This is a genomic window from Wolbachia endosymbiont of Howardula sp. (assembly GCF_025021925.1).
Taxonomy (GTDB): domain Bacteria; phylum Pseudomonadota; class Alphaproteobacteria; order Rickettsiales; family Anaplasmataceae; genus Wolbachia.
Genome location: NZ_CP092368.1, coordinates 454,815 through 474,114, shown reverse-complemented (window position 1 = coordinate 474,114; position 19,300 = coordinate 454,815). Strand labels below are relative to the sequence as shown.

At 29.7% G+C, this 19,300-nt stretch carries 15 protein-coding genes and 1 tRNA gene; 11 read left to right on the top strand and 5 right to left on the bottom strand.

Going from position 1 to position 19,300, the window contains the following annotated elements; translation table 11 throughout:
- Nucleotides 1-103: 103 nt before the first annotated feature.
- Both proS and MC061_RS02155 read left to right on the top strand, forming a co-directional pair.
- Nucleotides 104-1,387 carry a proline--tRNA ligase gene (proS, locus tag MC061_RS02160; RefSeq protein ID WP_259535682.1) on the top strand — a complete coding sequence of 428 codons (1,284 nt, stop codon included), beginning with the start codon at nt 104-106 and terminating at the stop codon, nt 1,385-1,387.
- Entirely contained in the window at nt 1,384-1,773 is a 390-nt protein-coding gene (locus MC061_RS02155; protein WP_259535680.1) for a holo-[acyl-carrier-protein] synthase, read from the top strand. Before proS ends, MC061_RS02155 begins: the two co-directional genes overlap by 4 nt.
- Before the next feature lie 41 nt (nt 1,774-1,814).
- Here MC061_RS02155 and putA read toward each other — a convergent pair whose 3' ends face one another.
- Together putA and secB are read right to left on the bottom strand one after the other, a co-directional pair.
- Complete coding sequence (gene putA, locus MC061_RS02150) at nt 1,815-4,958, bottom strand: bifunctional proline dehydrogenase/L-glutamate gamma-semialdehyde dehydrogenase PutA (RefSeq protein WP_259535678.1); 3,144 nt, start codon at nt 4,956-4,958, stop codon at nt 1,815-1,817.
- A gap of 437 nt (nt 4,959-5,395) precedes the next feature.
- Nucleotides 5,396-5,866 (bottom strand): protein-export chaperone SecB, encoded by a 471-nt coding sequence (gene secB / locus MC061_RS02145; RefSeq protein ID WP_259535676.1) that lies wholly within the window; start codon nt 5,864-5,866, stop codon nt 5,396-5,398.
- A gap of 107 nt (nt 5,867-5,973) precedes the next feature.
- Here secB and MC061_RS02140 point away from each other — a divergent pair, with 107 nt between their 5' ends.
- From MC061_RS02140 to MC061_RS02130, 3 genes are read left to right on the top strand one after another with little or no spacing between them, the layout of a single operon-like run.
- The gene (locus MC061_RS02140) at nt 5,974-6,639 is read left to right on the top strand and encodes a Tim44/TimA family putative adaptor protein (RefSeq protein WP_259535674.1); all 666 of its coding nucleotides are present in this window, start codon (nt 5,974-5,976) and stop codon (nt 6,637-6,639) included.
- Nucleotides 6,640-6,645: 6 nt separating this feature from the next.
- The gene (gene dnaQ, locus MC061_RS02135; RefSeq protein WP_259535671.1) at nt 6,646-7,344 is read left to right on the top strand and encodes a DNA polymerase III subunit epsilon; all 699 of its coding nucleotides are present in this window, start codon (nt 6,646-6,648) and stop codon (nt 7,342-7,344) included.
- A 54-nt stretch (nt 7,345-7,398) separates the two neighbouring features.
- Nucleotides 7,399-8,007, top strand: a complete 609-nt coding sequence (locus MC061_RS02130) for an SCO family protein (RefSeq protein WP_346268844.1) — start codon at nt 7,399-7,401, stop codon at nt 8,005-8,007.
- Between the two features lie 47 nt (nt 8,008-8,054).
- Here the strand turns inward: MC061_RS02130 and polA are convergent, their stop codons facing one another.
- Nucleotides 8,055-10,592: a DNA polymerase I gene (polA, locus tag MC061_RS02125; protein ID WP_259535667.1), complete on the bottom strand. Its 2,538-nt coding sequence runs from the start codon at nt 10,590-10,592 to the stop codon at nt 8,055-8,057.
- Nucleotides 10,593-10,739: 147 nt separating this feature from the next.
- Nucleotides 10,740-10,816: transfer RNA gene (locus tag MC061_RS02120), tRNA-Asp, on the bottom strand.
- A gap of 181 nt (nt 10,817-10,997) precedes the next feature.
- On the opposite strand from MC061_RS02120, the gene rpsB reads away from it, so the two are divergent.
- From rpsB to MC061_RS02095, 5 genes are all read left to right on the top strand, one after another.
- Nucleotides 10,998-11,873: a 30S ribosomal protein S2 gene (rpsB, locus tag MC061_RS02115; RefSeq protein WP_259535665.1), complete on the top strand. Its 876-nt coding sequence runs from the start codon at nt 10,998-11,000 to the stop codon at nt 11,871-11,873.
- The gene (gene tsf, locus MC061_RS02110) at nt 11,854-12,714 is read left to right on the top strand and encodes a translation elongation factor Ts (RefSeq protein WP_259535663.1); all 861 of its coding nucleotides are present in this window, start codon (nt 11,854-11,856) and stop codon (nt 12,712-12,714) included. Before rpsB ends, tsf begins: the two co-directional genes overlap by 20 nt.
- Before the next feature lie 16 nt (nt 12,715-12,730).
- Nucleotides 12,731-13,474, top strand: a complete 744-nt coding sequence (gene pyrH, locus MC061_RS02105; protein ID WP_259535660.1) for a UMP kinase — start codon at nt 12,731-12,733, stop codon at nt 13,472-13,474.
- Nucleotides 13,475-13,483: 9 nt separating this feature from the next.
- Nucleotides 13,484-14,041, top strand: a complete 558-nt coding sequence (frr, locus tag MC061_RS02100) for a ribosome recycling factor (protein WP_259535658.1) — start codon at nt 13,484-13,486, stop codon at nt 14,039-14,041.
- Between the two features lie 265 nt (nt 14,042-14,306).
- Nucleotides 14,307-14,954 (top strand): phosphatidate cytidylyltransferase, encoded by a 648-nt coding sequence (locus tag MC061_RS02095; RefSeq protein ID WP_259535656.1) that lies wholly within the window; start codon nt 14,307-14,309, stop codon nt 14,952-14,954.
- 54 nt (nt 14,955-15,008) lie between these two features.
- Here MC061_RS02095 and dxr read toward each other — a convergent pair whose 3' ends face one another.
- Nucleotides 15,009-16,184 carry a 1-deoxy-D-xylulose-5-phosphate reductoisomerase gene (dxr, locus tag MC061_RS02090; RefSeq protein WP_259535654.1) on the bottom strand — a complete coding sequence of 392 codons (1,176 nt, stop codon included), beginning with the start codon at nt 16,182-16,184 and terminating at the stop codon, nt 15,009-15,011.
- A 533-nt stretch (nt 16,185-16,717) separates the two neighbouring features.
- Between dxr and MC061_RS02085 the strand changes: the two genes are divergently transcribed.
- Nucleotides 16,718-19,282 (top strand): ATP-dependent Clp protease ATP-binding subunit, encoded by a 2,565-nt coding sequence (locus MC061_RS02085; RefSeq protein ID WP_259535652.1) that lies wholly within the window; start codon nt 16,718-16,720, stop codon nt 19,280-19,282.
- Nucleotides 19,283-19,300: the final 18 nt, after the last annotated feature.

Below are 19,300 nucleotides of genomic sequence, written 5' to 3'. Positions count from 1 at the left end.
ATTTTTATTTTGTCTTTTGATACTTCAAGTCATCTTATTTCAATAAGATTGCCAAAAAAATCTGTTTGTATTAGGATGAATATAGTAGAATTCTTAACTTATCATGCGTTTATCACAATATTACTTACCAACTTTAAAAGAAACTGAAGAAAAAAACTCTCAAATCCTTATTCATCATTATTCTCTTCGTGCAGGCTTAATTAAGCAGATAGCATCTGGAATTTATGCTTGGTTACCACTTGGTCTTATTATTCTTAAAAATATTGAGAAGATTATTAGAGATGAAATGAATAAATCTGGTGCAATTGAAATACTTATGCCTTGTATACAACCCGCTAGCTTGTGGCAGAAATCAGGACGTTATCATGAGTATGGTAAAGAAATGTTGCGTCTCAAGGATAGACACCAAAACAATATGTTATTTGGTCCTACTCATGAAGAGATAGTGACTGATATGATAAAAGGAACAATGACAAGTTATAAGAATATGCCTATTTGTTTATATCAAATTCAGTGGAAATTTCGCGATGAGCTCAGACCTAGATGTGGTATTATAAGAAGTAGAGAATTCCTCATGAAAGATGCATATAGTTTTGATTCGGATTATCACAGTGCCATAAATGCATATTGTGTAATGTATAAGACATATATTAATATCTTTAAACGTATGGGATTAACTCCGATTGGAGTAAGAGCACACAATGGAGCAATAGGAGGAAATCTAAGTCATGAATTTCATATTCTCACAAAAGATGGTGAAAGTACTATATACTATGAAAGTAAATTTTTTGAATTATTGCATAGTGAAGAAATGCTTAATATACAGCATATTTATGCAGTTTCAAAGGATATATATGATGCAAATACTTGCTCTATACCTCACGAGCAATTAAGTATAAAGCATAGTATTGAGATAGGACATATCTTTTATTTAGGAGATAAATATTCAAGTTCGATGAATGCTCAATGTACATTACGCAATGGTATAAAGACGAACATTCATATGGGATGTTATGGAATTGGCATTTCAAGACTCATAGGTGCGATTATAGCCACTTGTTACAGTGCAAAAAAAGGTATGATATGGCCAGACGAAATCTCTCCTTTTAAAATAGGTTTAATTAACTTATACACAGACATAGCAAAATGTGTAGATATTGCAAATATGATATATAAAGCGTGTAACACTAGCAATATACTTTATGATGATACAAATGAGAGTATTGGTATCAAATTTGCTAAAATGGATCTTATAGGGTTACCTTGGCAAATAATTATTGGAAAAACATTATCAGAGAATAATATAGTTGAAGTAAAAAATAGAATCACTGGAGAAATACAACAGATGCATGTTGATAAAACAATACATTTTTTTAACTCACTATGATATATAGTATTGGAATAGATATAGTATATATACCAAGAATAGTGAGAATCTTGCATATATATGGAGAAAAATTTCTTACAAAGATATGTACTGCACAAGAAATCAAAGCAAGTACAAAATATCATAATAATACAATGTTAGCAAAGCATTTTGCTAAGCGTTTTGCAGCAAAAGAAGCGTGTGTAAAAGCATTAGGTAATGCTTGCAGCAAAAATATGAGAATGAAATATATAGAAGTATATAACGATCTCACAGGACGACCATATATTTCTATTAAGCAAGATTTGCTTTCTAGGAATTATATAATACATCTTTCTCTTAGTGATGACGGAGAGTATGCCACTGCATTTGTTATAGCAAGTCATGAGAATCCCGCGACACTTTAAGTAAGATTTGGGCCCCCCCAACTAATCTCTCTCTTTTCTCTCTAATTCAAGGACGTGAGTGTTGTATTACTACCAAATACTGTAGTATTCAAACTGACCACTTTTTCTGAAGAAAAACGATGTATATAATGAGAGCCTCCAACATGTGGTCCAGTACCAGATAATCCTCTCCCGCCAAATGGATGCATGCTCATTCCCACTCCTATCTGATTACAATTAATATATACATTTCCTACTGAGACGTTTTTACTTATTATATCTATTTGATTTTGTATACGACTTTGCAAAGAGAAGGTAAGACCATATCTAATGTTATTAATATCACTGATTATTTCATATAATTGAGACTTATGAAAACGTATAATATGCAATATAGGTCCAACGATTTCTTGTTTAATTTGTGAAAGATTTTGTATTACATAAATATATGGAGAAAAAAAATAGCCATTATTAGGAATATGGCACTTCATATGTGCCTCTGATATTAAATACGCATTAGTGTCTTTTGACATGCTATTAGTATATTGTATTAACTGCTCAAGAGATTCTCTATCAATCATTGGACCAATGTCGGTGCTGAATTCTATTGGATTGCCAATCTTGAGTTCTTGAATAGCTCCACAAATCATTTTAATTTGCTTGTCTGCAATATCTTCCTGAATAAATAGCACTTTCAATGCTGCATATCTCTGACCAGCACTACAAAATGATGATATTATCACATCTTCCGTCACTTGTTCTAACAGAGCAGAACTATCTACTATCATGGCATTCATCCCTCTTGTTGATGCGATAAGAGGGATGATAGCACCCTCTCTACTAGCAAGTATGCGATTAATGATTTGTGCAGTACATAATGATCCAGTAAAAGCTACCCCTGCAATTCTCTGATCTATTAACAATACTGTACCTAGTACAGAGCCATCTCCAGGAATAAAGTGAAGTACATTGTTTGGTATACCAGATTCGTGTAGAATCTTAATAATCTCAAATGCGATCAAAGATGTTTGTTTTGCAGGCTTTGCAAGTACTGTATTTCCTGCTGCAAGTGCAGCAGAAATCTGACTAACAAATATAGCAAGAGGGCAATTCCAAGGCGATATACATAAAAAGACTCCTCTACCTTCGAAACAGGTAAAATGTTCTTCACCAGTAATACTAGGTAGTTTCTTCCAATCTTTTAGTTGATTCTTTGCTATCATAGCATACTGACGCAAAAAATCAACTGCCGCTCTTACTTCTGAGATTGCGTCAGACAGTACTTTTCCCACTTCTACTATTAATATATAAATTAGTATATTTTTCCTTTCTTCCAATAAATCTGCAGCTTCCTCAAGATACTGTGCGCGATCTTCTGGTGAAATATGATTCCATTGTGTGAAGGCATTATATGCTATTTCAAGAGTTTGAATAGCTTGCTCTTGTGTAGTATATGATATCTCTCCAAGTACATGATCCAAATCTGCAGGATTTATTATTTCAGTATAGTAAGTATTATCAAAGAATAACTGCCCATTTATGATAGGTCCTATTTGCCATTTTTGATTATTGAGTATTTGTATTTCATTTGTAAAATGTGATACTGTGACTGAATCATGAATATCCATACCTAGAGAATTTTTTCTGTTATCTCCATAAATCTTCTGTGGCAACGGAATACTAGTATGAGGTTCGAATTCAAAACTTCTAGATTTTTCTAGTGGATCTATTAGCTCATCAATGCTAATATGTGAGTCATTCACTGGATGTACAAATGAATTATTAATTCCATTAGATAGAATACGTCTAATAAGATAAGATAATAGATCACTGTGTTTTCCTACTGGTGAATATATACGATAATTTATATTCGTTGCAAGTTCCGACATTGCATAATCATATAACCCCTTTGCCATACCATATAAGCGCTGAAATTCAAAACCAGGATGATGTTTATCAGCAAGCTCAATGATGGTAGCAAAAGTATAAGCATTGTGAGTACCAAAACATGGGTAAAAATGCTGTGTTTTACTTAAAAGTTTTTGTGCGCAGGCAAGATAAGAGACATCTGTATAGCTTTTTCTAGTAAATACTGGATAACCATATAATCCTAATGCTTGTGTATGCTTAATTTCTGAATCCCAATATGCTCCTTTGACTAATCTCACCATAATCTTATGCTGTATACGAATAGCTATATCTTCAATAAAATTAATCATTGATAAAGCTCTTTTTTGATATGCTTGTACTGTAAATCCAAGTCCTTCCCATTTTGATAGAGATGTATTCAGACGTAATTGCTCAAATAATATTAATGACATCTCAAGTTTTTCTGATTCTTCTGCATCTATACATAATGAAATATTATATTTTTTTGCTTCATGACAAATCTCTAACATATTCCCTAACATCTCATTAGAGATACAATCAAATTTGTTAAATTGATAATTAGGATGCAGGAGAGAAAGTTTAATGGAAAGACCATGTGATTTAAAACAATCGTTGGTATTGGTTGATTTACCTATAACTTCTATTGCATGCATATATAAATTAAAATATTCCCTAGCATCTTCAGCAGTATGTACAGTTTCGCCTATCATACCAAAAGAAGATAAAAATTTATTGTGCTGATCTGAGTGAATATTTTCTAATGCTTCTTCTATGGTTTCTCCAAGAATAAAATGCTTACTAAGCATAAAAACCGCCTGTTTCACTGCTTTTCGAATAATTGGCTCTCCTAAATTTTTGAGTAATCTAGAAATTAAGTAATAAAATTTTGTATCTCCTCCTGTATTACGTCTCAAGATACTACTTCCTATCACTAAACTCCATGTAGAAGCATTCACAAACATTGAAGATGAATGTCCTAAATATTTGCTCCATTCTTGATGAGCAATTTTGTCTCTTATTAATTCATCTATTGTATAATCATCTGGTATTCTTAACAATGATTCAGCAAGGCACATTAGAGCAATACCCTCGTCATTAGAGAGAGAGTACTGATGCATAAAAGAATCTACTATCTTTAACTTATGACCTTGAATTTTTTCGGTCACTTGTTTTGCAATATTATAAATTCTATTTTTCGAATCAGATGAGATATCCGCTTTTTCTACAAGATATCTTATATAACTCTTTTCATCGATACGATAGTATCCTTGTAAATGTTTTCTTAATTCGTTAGGTTTTTGTATAGAATTGATCATATATAGTATCTACAACACACCTGAAATTAATGTTATAAAATTATATCATAACTATCAGTAGAGCAATTATTATTTATGTACAATATAGTATACAATCATTACAGCAAATAAACATTACTTACTTCGTATAACTTATATGCAAGTAATGTGATTACTGTATTTCTTTTTGAATAATCTTTCTAATGTAAATTATTCATTATTCATTTAGATCGCAAGTGCTAATTTATTGCATATTATGCTATCAATCCTTATATTGCATAAGGTCAAAAATATTGTCAGATAATGAGCTTCAGATACATAAATACTAGAGCATTGATTAAAATATATTAATATTCAGATACTAGATTTGACTAAAAACTTTTTTATATATATGTGCAATCATCAAGATTCAATATACGAAGAATACGTTAAATTTATTCTAAAAATTCTTTAAATCTTTAACTATGTTGTTCATATAAAGTTGCAAAGTCTATAGGATCTAACATGAGTGCAGGAAAACCACCACTACTTGTTATTCTTGCAATGATTTCGCGCATAAAGGGAAAAAGAAGAGTGGGTCCGCTGATCAATAATACCTTTTTTGCTTCCTGTTCATTTAATTCTGAAAAATTTTCGATTGAAATAATTCCACAGTACTTTATTTCACAAATGAAGACAAGATCATCTTGTTTAATCTTTTCTTCCTGAAGTGTGCCCTTGATGTCTACATGTAAAGTAATTTCGTGTAAAGAGTCTGTATCTGCATTTGTGATTTTCTGACCTGTAGTACGTGCTAATTTCATTGAATTAATATTAACCGTAATATTCACATCTGGTGCTCTACTTGAAGGTAGAGCGAATAAACTAAGATTTTCAAATGATAAATCTTTAATATATTGAGCATGAATTCTCATTTTTCTTTTGAACATATTTACTTTTCCTGCAATTAAGTTGAAATATCGAATAGATTATTATATAATATATCTATATTAAATTTGGATAGCAAATCCAAATGACTCAGTGGAGTTAGTGACTTATGATAGAACTTATAATATATGCTTTAGTAGCAGCTTTTATTTTTTCACGTTTATTTCACTCTTTAGGTCAATCTACTTATTTCCACTTACATGCACTCACTATTGCACATGATGACAATATGGAAAGAAATGTAGAAAATATTGATGATTATATCGATAGTCATAATATCAACTCAATGAAATTAATCTATAAAGAGATATTACAACATCAGAAAGATTTCTCTATCAAAAATTTTATAGAAGGTGCAGCTATAGCTTTTGAATTAATTATCAAGTATTTTACTCAAGGTAATGTACAACAACTTCAGTCGCTAGTAGATCAAGATTTATATAATAATTTTACAGAGATGATAAAATGTCGTACATATGTATATAATACAACAATTGTTGCAATTATTTCACAAAAAATTATTGAGATGCAATTAATACAAAATGTTTTATTTATTACGGTAAATTTTATTTCGGAACAAATTAATTTTGCAAAAAATCACAAAGGTGATATTGTCTCTGGCAGTACATCTGTGATAAATAGAATTGAAGATAAATGGCAATTTAAAAAAAATATTAGTTTACTGGAATCAAATTGGTTATTAGTATCTATTAATTATCAAAAATTTCATGATGATAATGAATCGCAGGCTCATAAACTTGCTATCATAAAATAATTAGCTATGAGAGATAAAAGACGTGAAGTAGTACTTGATACTGAAACAACAGGATTAAATCCTGATTCTGGTCATAGGGTGATTGAAATAGGATGCATAGAATTAATAAATCGCATACCAACAGGTAAAATATTTCATAAATACCTTAATCCGCAAAGAGATGTCCCTTACCATTCATTTAAGATTCATGGAATTAGTGAAAAATTTTTGCAAGATAAGCCTTTATTTCTAGAAATTAAAAATGAATTTTTGGATTTTATATCTGATGATATTTTAATAATACATAATGCTGAGTTCGATCTTAAGTTTCTGAACATGGAATTAGGAAAGATTCGTGCTACACTGATTTCCTCAGAAAGAATATTAGATACATTATTACTTGCAAGACAAAAAGTGATAGGTGCATCTGCATCGTTAGATGCGCTATGTAAACGTTTTAATATATCATTAGCAAATAGAGAATTACATGGAGCTCTCATTGATGCGCAGTTACTTGCAAGAGTATATGTGGAACTTACTGGAGGCCTGCAAACTCTATTGTTTGATAATACCAATAATAATGATGAATATTCTGATGATACAGTATCATCAGAATATAAAGTACATCATAATATTACTTATAGATCATATACTCCAAGTCATGATGAAATAATTGCACATAAAAAATTGCTGGATGAAATAAAGAATCCAATATGGCAGTATTAATATTGCACGGATTGATTAATAAAAATATTATTTAATGAGAGAGGACTAAATAGAATAATGAGAATTATAAGATTATTATCGGGTATTTTAATTACACTAGCTATTACTTTTCTAGGATATTGTTATCTTACTAAACAAGGTATATTTTTTATAGAAGAAAAAACTTCAGAAGTAAAGATAGGAGGAGAGTTTTCCTTAATTAATCAAGATGGACAAATTATTCGCAGTAGAGATTTTATAGATAAATATATTATGTTATATTTTGGATTTTCATCATGTTCAAAAATTTGTCCTATGAATTTAGGAATAATTTCAGAGGTATTATCAAAACTAGAAAGCAATATCAACAATCAGTTACAAACTTTTTTTATCACTGTAGATCCTGAACGAGATACTATTGCAAAATTAACAGAGTTTCAACAGCAGTTTGATCATAGAATACAAATGTTAACTGGTACAAGAGACGAAATAGATACAATTATTACAAATTATAAAGTGTTTGTGAGTAATCCAATTGAAATACAACAAGAAATCAATCACTCTTCAATAATATACTTAATGGGTCCTAAGGGACAATATATTACTCATTTTACAATTGATTCTTCATCAGATGATGTACTATCTGATAGAATTGTAGATGAAATAAAAAAATATATACATTAAATGTTGAATAAAATGTTATATCATAAAAATGAGGAAATATAGTATTTTTAATTGGACTGAAAATTCCAAGTGCTACCAACTTGCACTTTCACTTTTAGTGGTACAGATATTTCGGTTGTATTCTCCATAACTGCTTTTATCAACTGTACTGTTTCCCTCACTCTCTCATTCTCTACTTCAAACAATAGTTCATCATGAATTTGTAAGATGATATCACTCCCTTCTTGTAAAAGATCAAAGAGTTGAATCATTGCACGTTTTATGATATCAGAAGCTGTACCTTGTATTGATGCATTTATTGCTAATCTTTCTGCATATTTTCTACGATCAAGTCTAGTATTATTGATTTCTTTGATAAAACATTTTCTTCCAAATAATGTTTCTACATAACCATGTCTTCTTGCAAAAGAAATAACTTGTTCTACATATAACTTAATTTCTGGATAACATTCAAAAAAGTCATTAATATATTTAGAAGCTTCTTGAACAGTAATCTGTAATTTCTGCGATAAACCAAAAGAGTTGATACCATAGATAATACCAAAATTAATAGATTTTGCTTTATTTCTTGTGATATTATCGACTTTTATATCTTGTGGTATAGCGAACACTTGCCTTGCAGTAATATTGTGAATATCTTGCTCATGTGTAAAAGCATCTTTAAATAATTTAATATCTGCAATATGTGCCAATATTCTTAATTCTATTTGAGAATAGTCTGCAGAAATGATTTGATATCCTGTGTTAGCAATAAATGATTCCCTAATCAGCATGCCTTCTTGACTTCTTATAGGAATATTCTGTAAGTTAGGATTTAGAGAACTAATTCTTCCTGTTATAGTTGTTGAAAAGGTTGTATGTATTCTACCATCAGTCGGATTAATCAAATTAATCAATGAATCAGTATATGTACTCCGTATCTTGTTGTAATGACGCCAATTAAGAATTTTACTAGCGATTTCTTCTCCATCTATGACCAATTGTTGTAGAATGTGAGAGTTTGTACTATAAAAATTGGATATCTTGAGATGACGTCTTTTGTAAATCTGCATCTTGTTCAATAAGATATCACTTAACTGTTTTGGAGAAGCAATATTAAACTCCTGACCTGCTAAGGCATATATTTCATTTTGTAATACAACTAGAGTGTTTGATAATTTCTCAGATAATTTGCTTATTTTTTTTGCATCTAGACAAATTCCAATTCGTTCCATACTGAGTATTACTCTAATGAGAGGCTTATCACAACACTCATAAATTGAGAACAATTTTTCCTGAAATAATCTTTGAATGAGTTTTTTATAAATTGTTATTAAAGTCTTTGAAGAATATAATGAGATTTTTGTATCAAAATTATGTGCTATTATATTTGATATACTATGATCATGTAAACCTGTATCAAGACTGTATGACATGATCATGATATCCTCGATCGAGGAACACATAGTTTGTTCTATTGTAGGAATGATAATACTTAATTCCTTAATATTATATATAATTTTCATTACTTCACTTGATAGTAATATTGTATTAATAGCATCCAATGTCTGATAGATCTGATTTTGCTCTATATGTAAAATATTCTCTTCATTATAAGAAAGATTGAAGATTTTATATTGATCATTATAGTAGATTGCAATTTTACCTTCATATCTACAATGTGCTAGAAACTTTTCTAATTCTTGGGAATCATAATATGATATCTTGTGTTCAATGAGCTGAGTTTTAGGTAATAGTTTCTGTACTTTTTTTATTAAAGAGTGAAGTGAATGCTTCTTTAAAAAAGATACTATTTTTTCTATATTTGTAATATTAATTCTATAATTTTGAATATCATGTTGAAATTTCACTTGATCATTCAGTGATAATAATGCTCTTGCAATAATTGCCTGTTCTTTATGTTGCTTGAAAATATCACGTATTCTAGTCTGCTTAATATTATGAATATTATTGATAATCTCGTTTAATGAACCAAATTCATTTAATAATTTATTAGCAGTTTTAATGCCTATACCAGGTATACCTAAGATATTATCTGCTGCATCTCCAGCCATAGCAAATAAATCAAGTAGCTTATTTGACATCACACCAAATTTATTCATCAATATATTTTCGTCTATAAACATATTTTTGATCGGATCAAAAATTAAAATATTATCCTTTAAAAGCTGAAATAAATCTTTATCTGATGATACTACTATTACTTTCAAATAATCTTGTTTAGAGAAATGAAGCGCTAGTGTAGCAATGATATCATCTGCTTCATATCCTTCCATTTCTTCATATTTTATATCAAAAGCATGCACTGCTTCTCTTAGCAGAGTAAATTGTGGAATCAGTGCGTCCGGTATAGTAGATCTATTAGCTTTGTAAGCAGGAAACAAATTATGTCTGAAATTTTTTTTTCCAGAATCAAGCGCTATCACTAGATAATCTGATTCATTAATATATTTTAATAGCATATTAAGAAAACCATATACACCACCTATTGGTATGTCATGTTGATTAACGAAGCGAGGTAGTGCATAATATGCTCTAAAGAGGAAACCATATCCATCAATAATTGTAAAGGTTTTATCCTGCATGATAAATATCTATAAGGACCATAAGTTATATTGAGTCTACTCTATCTATCATAGTTATAGATGTTTTATGTATCTATAGACTTGTTAAAATGAGTTTTTACATTTAATAATTAGTGATATCAGAAAAAAATATCATATATTGTATGCTGGCGGGAGTGATGAGAATTGAACTCACGACCTCATGCGTGACAGGCATGCGCTCTAACCATCTGAGCTACACCCCCAAATTGTAAAATCTTCCTCACTTTCACACTAGTAAATATGTTATACTATGTCAATAAATTTTTATTTGTACTTAATGATCTTTTTTATTACTATACATAGTGACTACATTATAAATATATGGCGTATGTAAATAATCTATAGAGTGGATGCTCAAAAATACAAACTATTTGGAGAAAAAATATGGTAACTATACCTGAAATTACTGTGCGTGATTTGGCTGGATCTGGTGTACATTTTGGTCATAAGACTAGTCGTTGGAATGCAAAAATGGCTCCATACATATATGGAATACATCAAGAAAATCGTATACATATCATTGATTTGAATAAAACATTATCATTATTACATATTGCTATGAATGCATTGTATGAAGTTGCATTACAAGGAGGACGTATTTTATTTGTAGGTACAAAGTTTCAAGCTTTAGATATTATTGCAAGTGAAGCCATACGTTGCGGTCAATATTATGTGAATTATAGATGGTTAGGAGGTATGCTGACTAATTGGGGCACTGTTTCATCTTCTATTAAGACCTTAATACAATATGAAAAAATACTGAATGATGAAAATAGTTTTTTAACCAAGAAAGAATTAGGCAATCTTGAAAAAAAAACACAAAAACTTGAGAAATCATTGGGTGGCATTAGAGAAATGGGCGCTATTCCAGATATTTTATTTATTATTGATACTAATAAAGAACATATTGCAGTAAAAGAAGCTAAAAAATTAGGATTACCAATTGCTGCAATATTGGATTCTAATTCTGATCCAGATGATATTTTGTACCCGATTCCAGGTAATGATGATGCAAGAAAATCAATAGAACTATATTGTAAGTTAGCTGCTGATTTTATATTAGCGGGCATTGAATCTAGTTTGATAAAATCATCATCTGGAAGTAATAATCTTACTGATAAAAAAGTAGATATAGATGAAGAATATTCTAATGATAAAGAAGATGCTATAATACAAACTAAAAGAAAGCGTACTAGAATTTATACACACGAATATAATTCAAAAGAAGAGGTAGTAAAAAGTGACTTTGAATCTAAATAATATTAGAGTATTACGTGAAAGAACAGGTCTTGGATTAAGTACATGTTCTCAGATGCTCAAAGAATGTGGTGGCAATCTAGAGGAAGCTTATAATAAATTACGTATCATAGGACTTACTAAAGCTAATAAAATATCCAATAGAATTACTTCAGATGGATTAATTGCAATACATATAAATGAAGGATACGGAGTATTAGTTGAATTAAATTGCGAAACTGATTTCGTTGCAAGAAATGAAAAATTTATAGACTTAATTGCAAATATAGCATCAATAGCATGTCACACAAAATGTACAAGTCTTGATGAATTAAACACTATGAGATATGATAGTATCAATATGGTACAAGAAGCTGTAATGAATATGGCATTAGTACTTGGTGAAAAACTAGAATTGAGTAAGTTGCAGTATTTATCTATCCACAATACTGGTATTATCTCTGGATACGTACACGGTGATACATATAATTTGGGTAAAACTGGATCTTTAGTTGCATTGCAAACCACATCTCAACAGCTTGATAAATTGAAACAGATTGGAAAAGAAATAGCAATGCATATTGTTGCTATGAAACCTGAAGTGTTATGCATAAATGATATAGATCTCATAACACTAGAAAAAGAACGTTCTATCATTACTTCACAAGTAAAACATTTAAATAAACCTAAAGATGTAATCAAAAAAATAGTCAATGGACGGATAGCAAAGTATTTTGAAGAAGTCGTATTACTAGAGCAGAAATTTATAAAAGATGAGAATGTTAAGATTGCTGATTTGATAGCAAATAGTGAGTTAGGACCTATTATATTACACGATTATAAATTAATGATATTAGGATTGTGAATTAAATACAAGTAAAATGTATACTTCAATCACTACGAGCAGTAAGATAAAATATCCCAGGATATTGTATAAGATATCTGGTGAAGCTTTGATGGGGTCGCAGCCTTTTGGTTATGATATGGAACTCATAAATCAGTTATGTCAAGATATAGTGGATGTATATAGAGAAGGAGTGCAAATATGCATTGTAGTAGGAGGTGGAAATATCTTTCGTGGTGAATCCGCATCTTTAAGTGGATGTGAAAAAGCAAGTAGCCACTACATTGGTATGCTTGGCACTATCATAAATTCATTAATGCTACAAAACATCTTAGATGTTAAATTAGTTTCTGCAAGAGTATTATCTGCTATCCCAATGAATACAATCTGTGAATCTTATATCAGAAAAAAAGCTATACGTCACTTAGAAAAAGATAGGATAGTGATCTTTGCAGCAGGTACAGGAAATCCATTTTTTACGACTGATACAGCTGCAGCGTTACGTGCTGTTGAAATGAACTGTGATGTTATACTCAAAGGTACACAAGTGAATGGTGTATATTCTTCTGATCCAGAAAAAAACCAGCATGCGATTATGTATGATAAACTACATTATACTGATTTATTAACTCGAGATTTAAAAGTGATGGATGCATCTGCGATATCTCTAGCACGTGATAATTCTATTCCAATAGTAGTTTTTTCTTTAAAGAGAGAAAAAATCTTGAATATTGTTCAAGGTCAAGGTATTTTTACTATAATTTCAGATTATACACACTAGATAAAATATATGTTAAATCATGTAAAGAATCAAATAGAAGCTAAAATGCTAAAAACTGTTCAGTATTTTTGTGATGATCTCAGAGGAGTACGTACTGGTCGAGCTTCTTCTTCACTATTTAATGGTATATCTGTCAACCTTTATGGAGGTTCTCAAAAATTAAATCAGATTGCATCTGTATCAGCTATAGATCATAAAACTCTTTTAATTAACATATGGGATATCAATGCAGTAAGTGAAGTAAAAACTGCTATCCTCAACGCTCATTTAAATGTTAATCCTGTTGTAGAAGGTAATATGATACGTATCTCTCTTCCAGAATTAACACAAGAGCATCGTCATAAATTAGTAAAATTAATATATAAGTATGCCGAAAATGCTCGTATTTCTATTAGAAATATACGTAGAGATATTATGGAAGAAATAGAAAAAATAGAACATAATAAAAAGATCTCAGAAGATGAATTGCATTGTACTAAAAAAGAGATACAAGGTATTACTGATCATCATATTCAGCAGATTAATAATACACTATCTATTAAAGAACAGGAGATATTAAATAACTAAATTATAATGAGATATAGTAAAACAATTACAGAGTAATAATGATAATATATAAGTAATAGCACTCAGATAATAAGAGTGCATATGAAGATATTCACTAACTTAATAATTAGATTTATTAATGTGTGTAAAGCATTTACATTAATAAACTGTTTTATTATACAATATATCAATATGATAGGTCTCTTGAGAACAAGAGTCCAATTTTTTCTTGTCAAAATTTTGAGTATAGTAATTAAAAATTAAATCATAAGCGAGAAAGAATATAATGCATTCTAATTTAATAGTCAGAATATTCTCTTCAATAGTAATGTTCTTCTTGTTGATTCTTGCAACATATTGGAGCGATGAATCATTTTATATCTTTATTTGTTCAATAGCAGTGTTATCTTCTTTTGAATGGTATCAAATTACTAAAGGTAGCAGTATATTGCAAGTGATTGCACTATTCTGTATAGCAGTACCAAATGCATCATTAATCTCGCTATATCACTCTCAAAATGGCAAGCAGATATTATTATGGTTTATTTTCACTATATGGAGTATTGATATTAGTGCTTATTTTATTGGTAAATGTTTCGGAGGAATAAGAATTTTTCCTACTATTAGTCCTGGTAAAACTTGTTCCGGTTGCCTAGGTGCAATATTAGCTGGAATAGGATGTGCAATGTGTGGATCAATTTTTTTTGATCTCTGTTCATTAACATTATCTCCTATTATTGGTATAATTTTTGCTATTATAGCACAACTAGGAGATTTCACCGAATCTTTGATTAAAAGATATTATGGCGTAAAAGATAGTGGCAAACTAATTCCTGGTCATGGAGGTATTTTAGATCGTGTTGATAGTTTGATATTTACAGCTCCTCTTATTGCGATGTATGTCAGATACAAGTATCTTATAATTAATATATAAAAAGATATTTACTACGAAATGCTCTATTGAATGCTTTTTCAATCTCTTTATCATTTATGCACAATAATATTGTTTTTGAATAATATTCAGAGCAATAATACGACTTGTACAATCAATTTGCATAATATCAGATAATGTCTTGATATTAGTATTGCCATGAAAATGTTCTATTGTTGATTCTACTATCTTCACTATATCTAAAAATCTAATGCTAGCATTTAGAAATGCATGTACAGCTATTTCATTTGCAGCATTTAGAATAATACTATTACAGTGTATATTAGTAGAGTTGAGAATTTCAAAACTAAGCTTAAGTGCATGAAAACGATCATAATTAGGTTTTTGAAAAGTCAATTTCTTATGCTTAGTGAAATCCAATCTATAATTTATATTTGTTCTTCTTTGTGGCCAAGATAGAGCATATAGAATATGAATAGCCATATCAGGTTCTGCAAGTACAGCAAAGTAAAAACCATCATTATACACAACCATGCCATGTACAATAGATTCAGGATGAATCACAACTTCAATTTTATTTGCTATTATATTGAATAAATGATGAGCCTCTATCATTTCTAATGCTTTATTCATCATTGTTGCACTATCAACTGAAATTTTTTTTCCCATATTCCAAGTGGGATGTTTTAAAGTAGAATCTACTGTTACTGTTTGTAGTTTCTCTAGTCTATAATTTAAAAATGGTCCACCAGAAGCAGTAAGTATAATCTTTTCTATGCATTGATTATCATATTGTAAAATTTGAAAAATTGCATTATGCTCAGAATCTATAGGAATAATCTGAACATTTTGATTTCTCGCTTGCTGCAATAATAATTTGCCTCCACAGATTATACTTTCTTTATTTGCAATTGCAATTATTTTAGTACCGCTATTGATTACTTGAAGTACTGGCGCAAGACCAGCAATTCCTAATATTGCAATTACTGAGAGATCAACAGGTATTCCAGCAATCTCTTGTAGACCTTGAGCTCCCATTACTATTTTTATATCTGTATCTAATAAACTATCTTTTAAATTTTGAAAATGTGTGGAATCATAGAGCGAAACATATTTTGCATTTAGTAATTTTGCTTGAGATGCTAATAGAGTAAAATTCGAGTATGCACTTAATGCTTCGACTTGATATGCCATTTTTCTTTGTAATACCAATTCTACAGTCTTTTTTCCTACATTTCCAGTTGATCCTAATATCGAAATTTTTTTCTTCATATAATTAATACAATTGCACTGTTAAAATTCATGGATGACTTTTTTAAAATTTTATTCTTAAAATAAATAATATTAATGTAACATAACAACAATATTATTTTATTTAAGAAAATTCATAATACATATAAAAAATATTATAGTGAATTAGAATTAAAGAATAAAATGATTCAAGATCAATGATTCTCTTTCATTTTTTCGATACATGACATATTATGATAATATATCTACATGGAATAAAACATTTCATATGCATGAAGTCTAGACTGATTCATATTCACTATGATGTAGCAATTAAATCTATATTAATAACATACACTATAAGTGTATTTTATAGACGACATGCATTATGATAGATAATATCATTTGATGATCAATGTGATTATAAATACGAGTAATTTGATTATATTCAACTAAAGATATAAATTTGTAAAAGATCAGATATTTTATCTGTTAATTAGTAAGTTTAAGTGTTAATTTATTCAATCATTTGATATATAACTATATTATTAGAATATGATTCAAGATTTAATCTAATGGATTTAAATAAATTTACTGAAAAGGCAAAAAATACAATTAATAGTGCTCAGATAAAAGCATTAGGACAAGGAAATCAAACTCTGATGCCAGAACATCTACTAATGGTAATGCTAGAAGACGAATCAAGCATTATTCATACCATAATCAATGAATGTGGAGGAAAGATAAATGAAATTTTAGAGGAAACACATAGTGCCATTAAAAGGCTACCTATAGTAGAAGGATCAGGTACTACTCCTATACAACTTTCAAGAGAAGTGGCAAAAGTACTTGAAAATGCAATTGAAATTGCTAAAAAATATAAAGACTCCTTTATTACTATTGAAAGATTATTACAAGGATTAATTGCGCACACAGATAATATTGTAAGCAAGATTTTATCAAAAAGTGGTATTACACAATACAAATTAAATTTAGTGATTACAAAACTCAGAAATGGCAGATATGCGGATTCATCAAATAGTGAAAATATATTCAATGCAGTTAAAAAATATACTAAAGATATTACAGCACTTGCAATACAAGGTAAGTTAGATCCTGTGATTGGTCGCGACGAAGAGATTAGAAGGACTATTCAAGTATCATTAAGAAGAACAAAGAACAATCCAGTTCTGATAGGGGAACCTGGTGTTGGAAAAACTGCAATAGTTGAAGGACTTGCTAATAGAATAGTTGTCAATGATGTACCGATTGGTTTAATAAATGCAAAAGTATTATGCTTAGATCTTGGAGCACTCATCTCTGGTACTAAATTTAGAGGAGAATTTGAAGAAAGATTAAAAGCAGTTATTTATGAATTAACTCATACAGAAGAAAAAATTATTATCTTTATAGATGAATTACATACTTTAATTGGTGCAGGAGCAACAGGTGGAGCTATGGATGCATCAAACTTACTCAAACCAGCTCTTGCACGTGGAGAGTTGAGATGCATTGGCGCAACTACCTTAGATGAATATCGCCAACATATAGAAAAAGATCCAGCACTTGCAAGGCGCTTTCAACCTATTTTGATCTCTCAACCTACTGAAAATGATAGTATTGCTATACTTAGAGGTTTAAAGGCAAAATATGAAGTACATCATGGGATAAGAATCACTGACAATGCAATTATTGCTGCAGTATCATTATCTAATAGATATATCTCTGATAGATTCTTACCTGATAAAGCAATTGATTTAATTGATGAAGCTGCAAGTAAAGTAAGAATTGAAATGGATAGTAAGCCTGAAGTAATTGATGAATGTGAAAGAAAAATTATTCAATTAAAAATTGAGTCAGAAGCTTTAAAAAAAGAAAGTGATGATTATTCTCGACAACGTCTCAATAAAATAAATGAAGAGATCATGATGATTGATGATAAATGTCTTGATTTAAATAGTAAATGGACAATTGAAAAGGAGAAAATATCTAATATACAGAGAATTGCTCAAAACTTAGATAATGCAAGAAAAACATTAGAATCATCTCAGCGTAATGGTAATTTAGAATTAGCAGGTGAATTACTGTATGGAATAATCCCTAATCTTGAAACTGAATTAAGAAATCAGGAAAAAGTTGCTAGTCACTTTTTAAAGAAAGAGGTCACTGAAGATGATATTGCAAGTATTGTATCAAAATGGACTGGTATTCCAGTAGAAAATATGAGGCATAGTGAAAAAGAAAAATTAATCAATATGGAATCTGAAATATCAAAAAGAGTAATAGGACAACAAGAGGCAATAGAATCAATCAGTCATGCAGTCAGACGTTCTCGTTCTGGCGTACAAGATAGTAATAGACCATTTGGCTCATTTTTATTTTTAGGTCCAACTGGAGTAGGAAAAACTGAACTTGCAAAAGCTCTTGCTGAATTTTTATTTGATAGTCAGTTAGCTCTTTTACGTTTTGATATGTCAGAATATATGGAAAAACACTCTGTATCAAAACTGATTGGTGCTCCTCCTGGATATGTTGGATACGAACAAGGAGGTAGATTAACTGAAGCAATCAAACGAAAACCATATCAAGTCATTCTATTTGATGAGATAGAAAAAGCTCATCCCGATATATTTAATTTATTGCTACAAGTTTTAGATGAAGGAAGATTGACTGATAGTTGTGGTAAATTGATAGATTTCCGTAATACTATATTGATATTAACTTCTAATCTTGGTGCTCAAATTATGCTTACAAAAGCTAGTCATCTTGAAAGAAATGATGAAGTAATGCACATTGTTAAACATACATTTCGTCCAGAATTTCTCAATAGACTTGATGAAATTATTATTTTTCACACTTTAACTATCTCTCATATTCATCAGATTATAGATATTCAATTTTCTTATTTGCAACGTAGATTGAAACATTTAAAATTAGATATCAGTTTATCTCAAGATGCTAAAGAGCTAATCGCCCATCTAGGATATGATCCTGAATATGGTGCAAGACCAATAAAAAGAGTAATACAAGATAATATTCAAAATGAACTTGCTAAACTAGTATTATCAGAACAAATAGTAGAAGATGATAATATATTAGTTTATGTTTGTAATAACAAAATTATGGTAAAAAAGATTTAAAACTCACTATTTATTTTT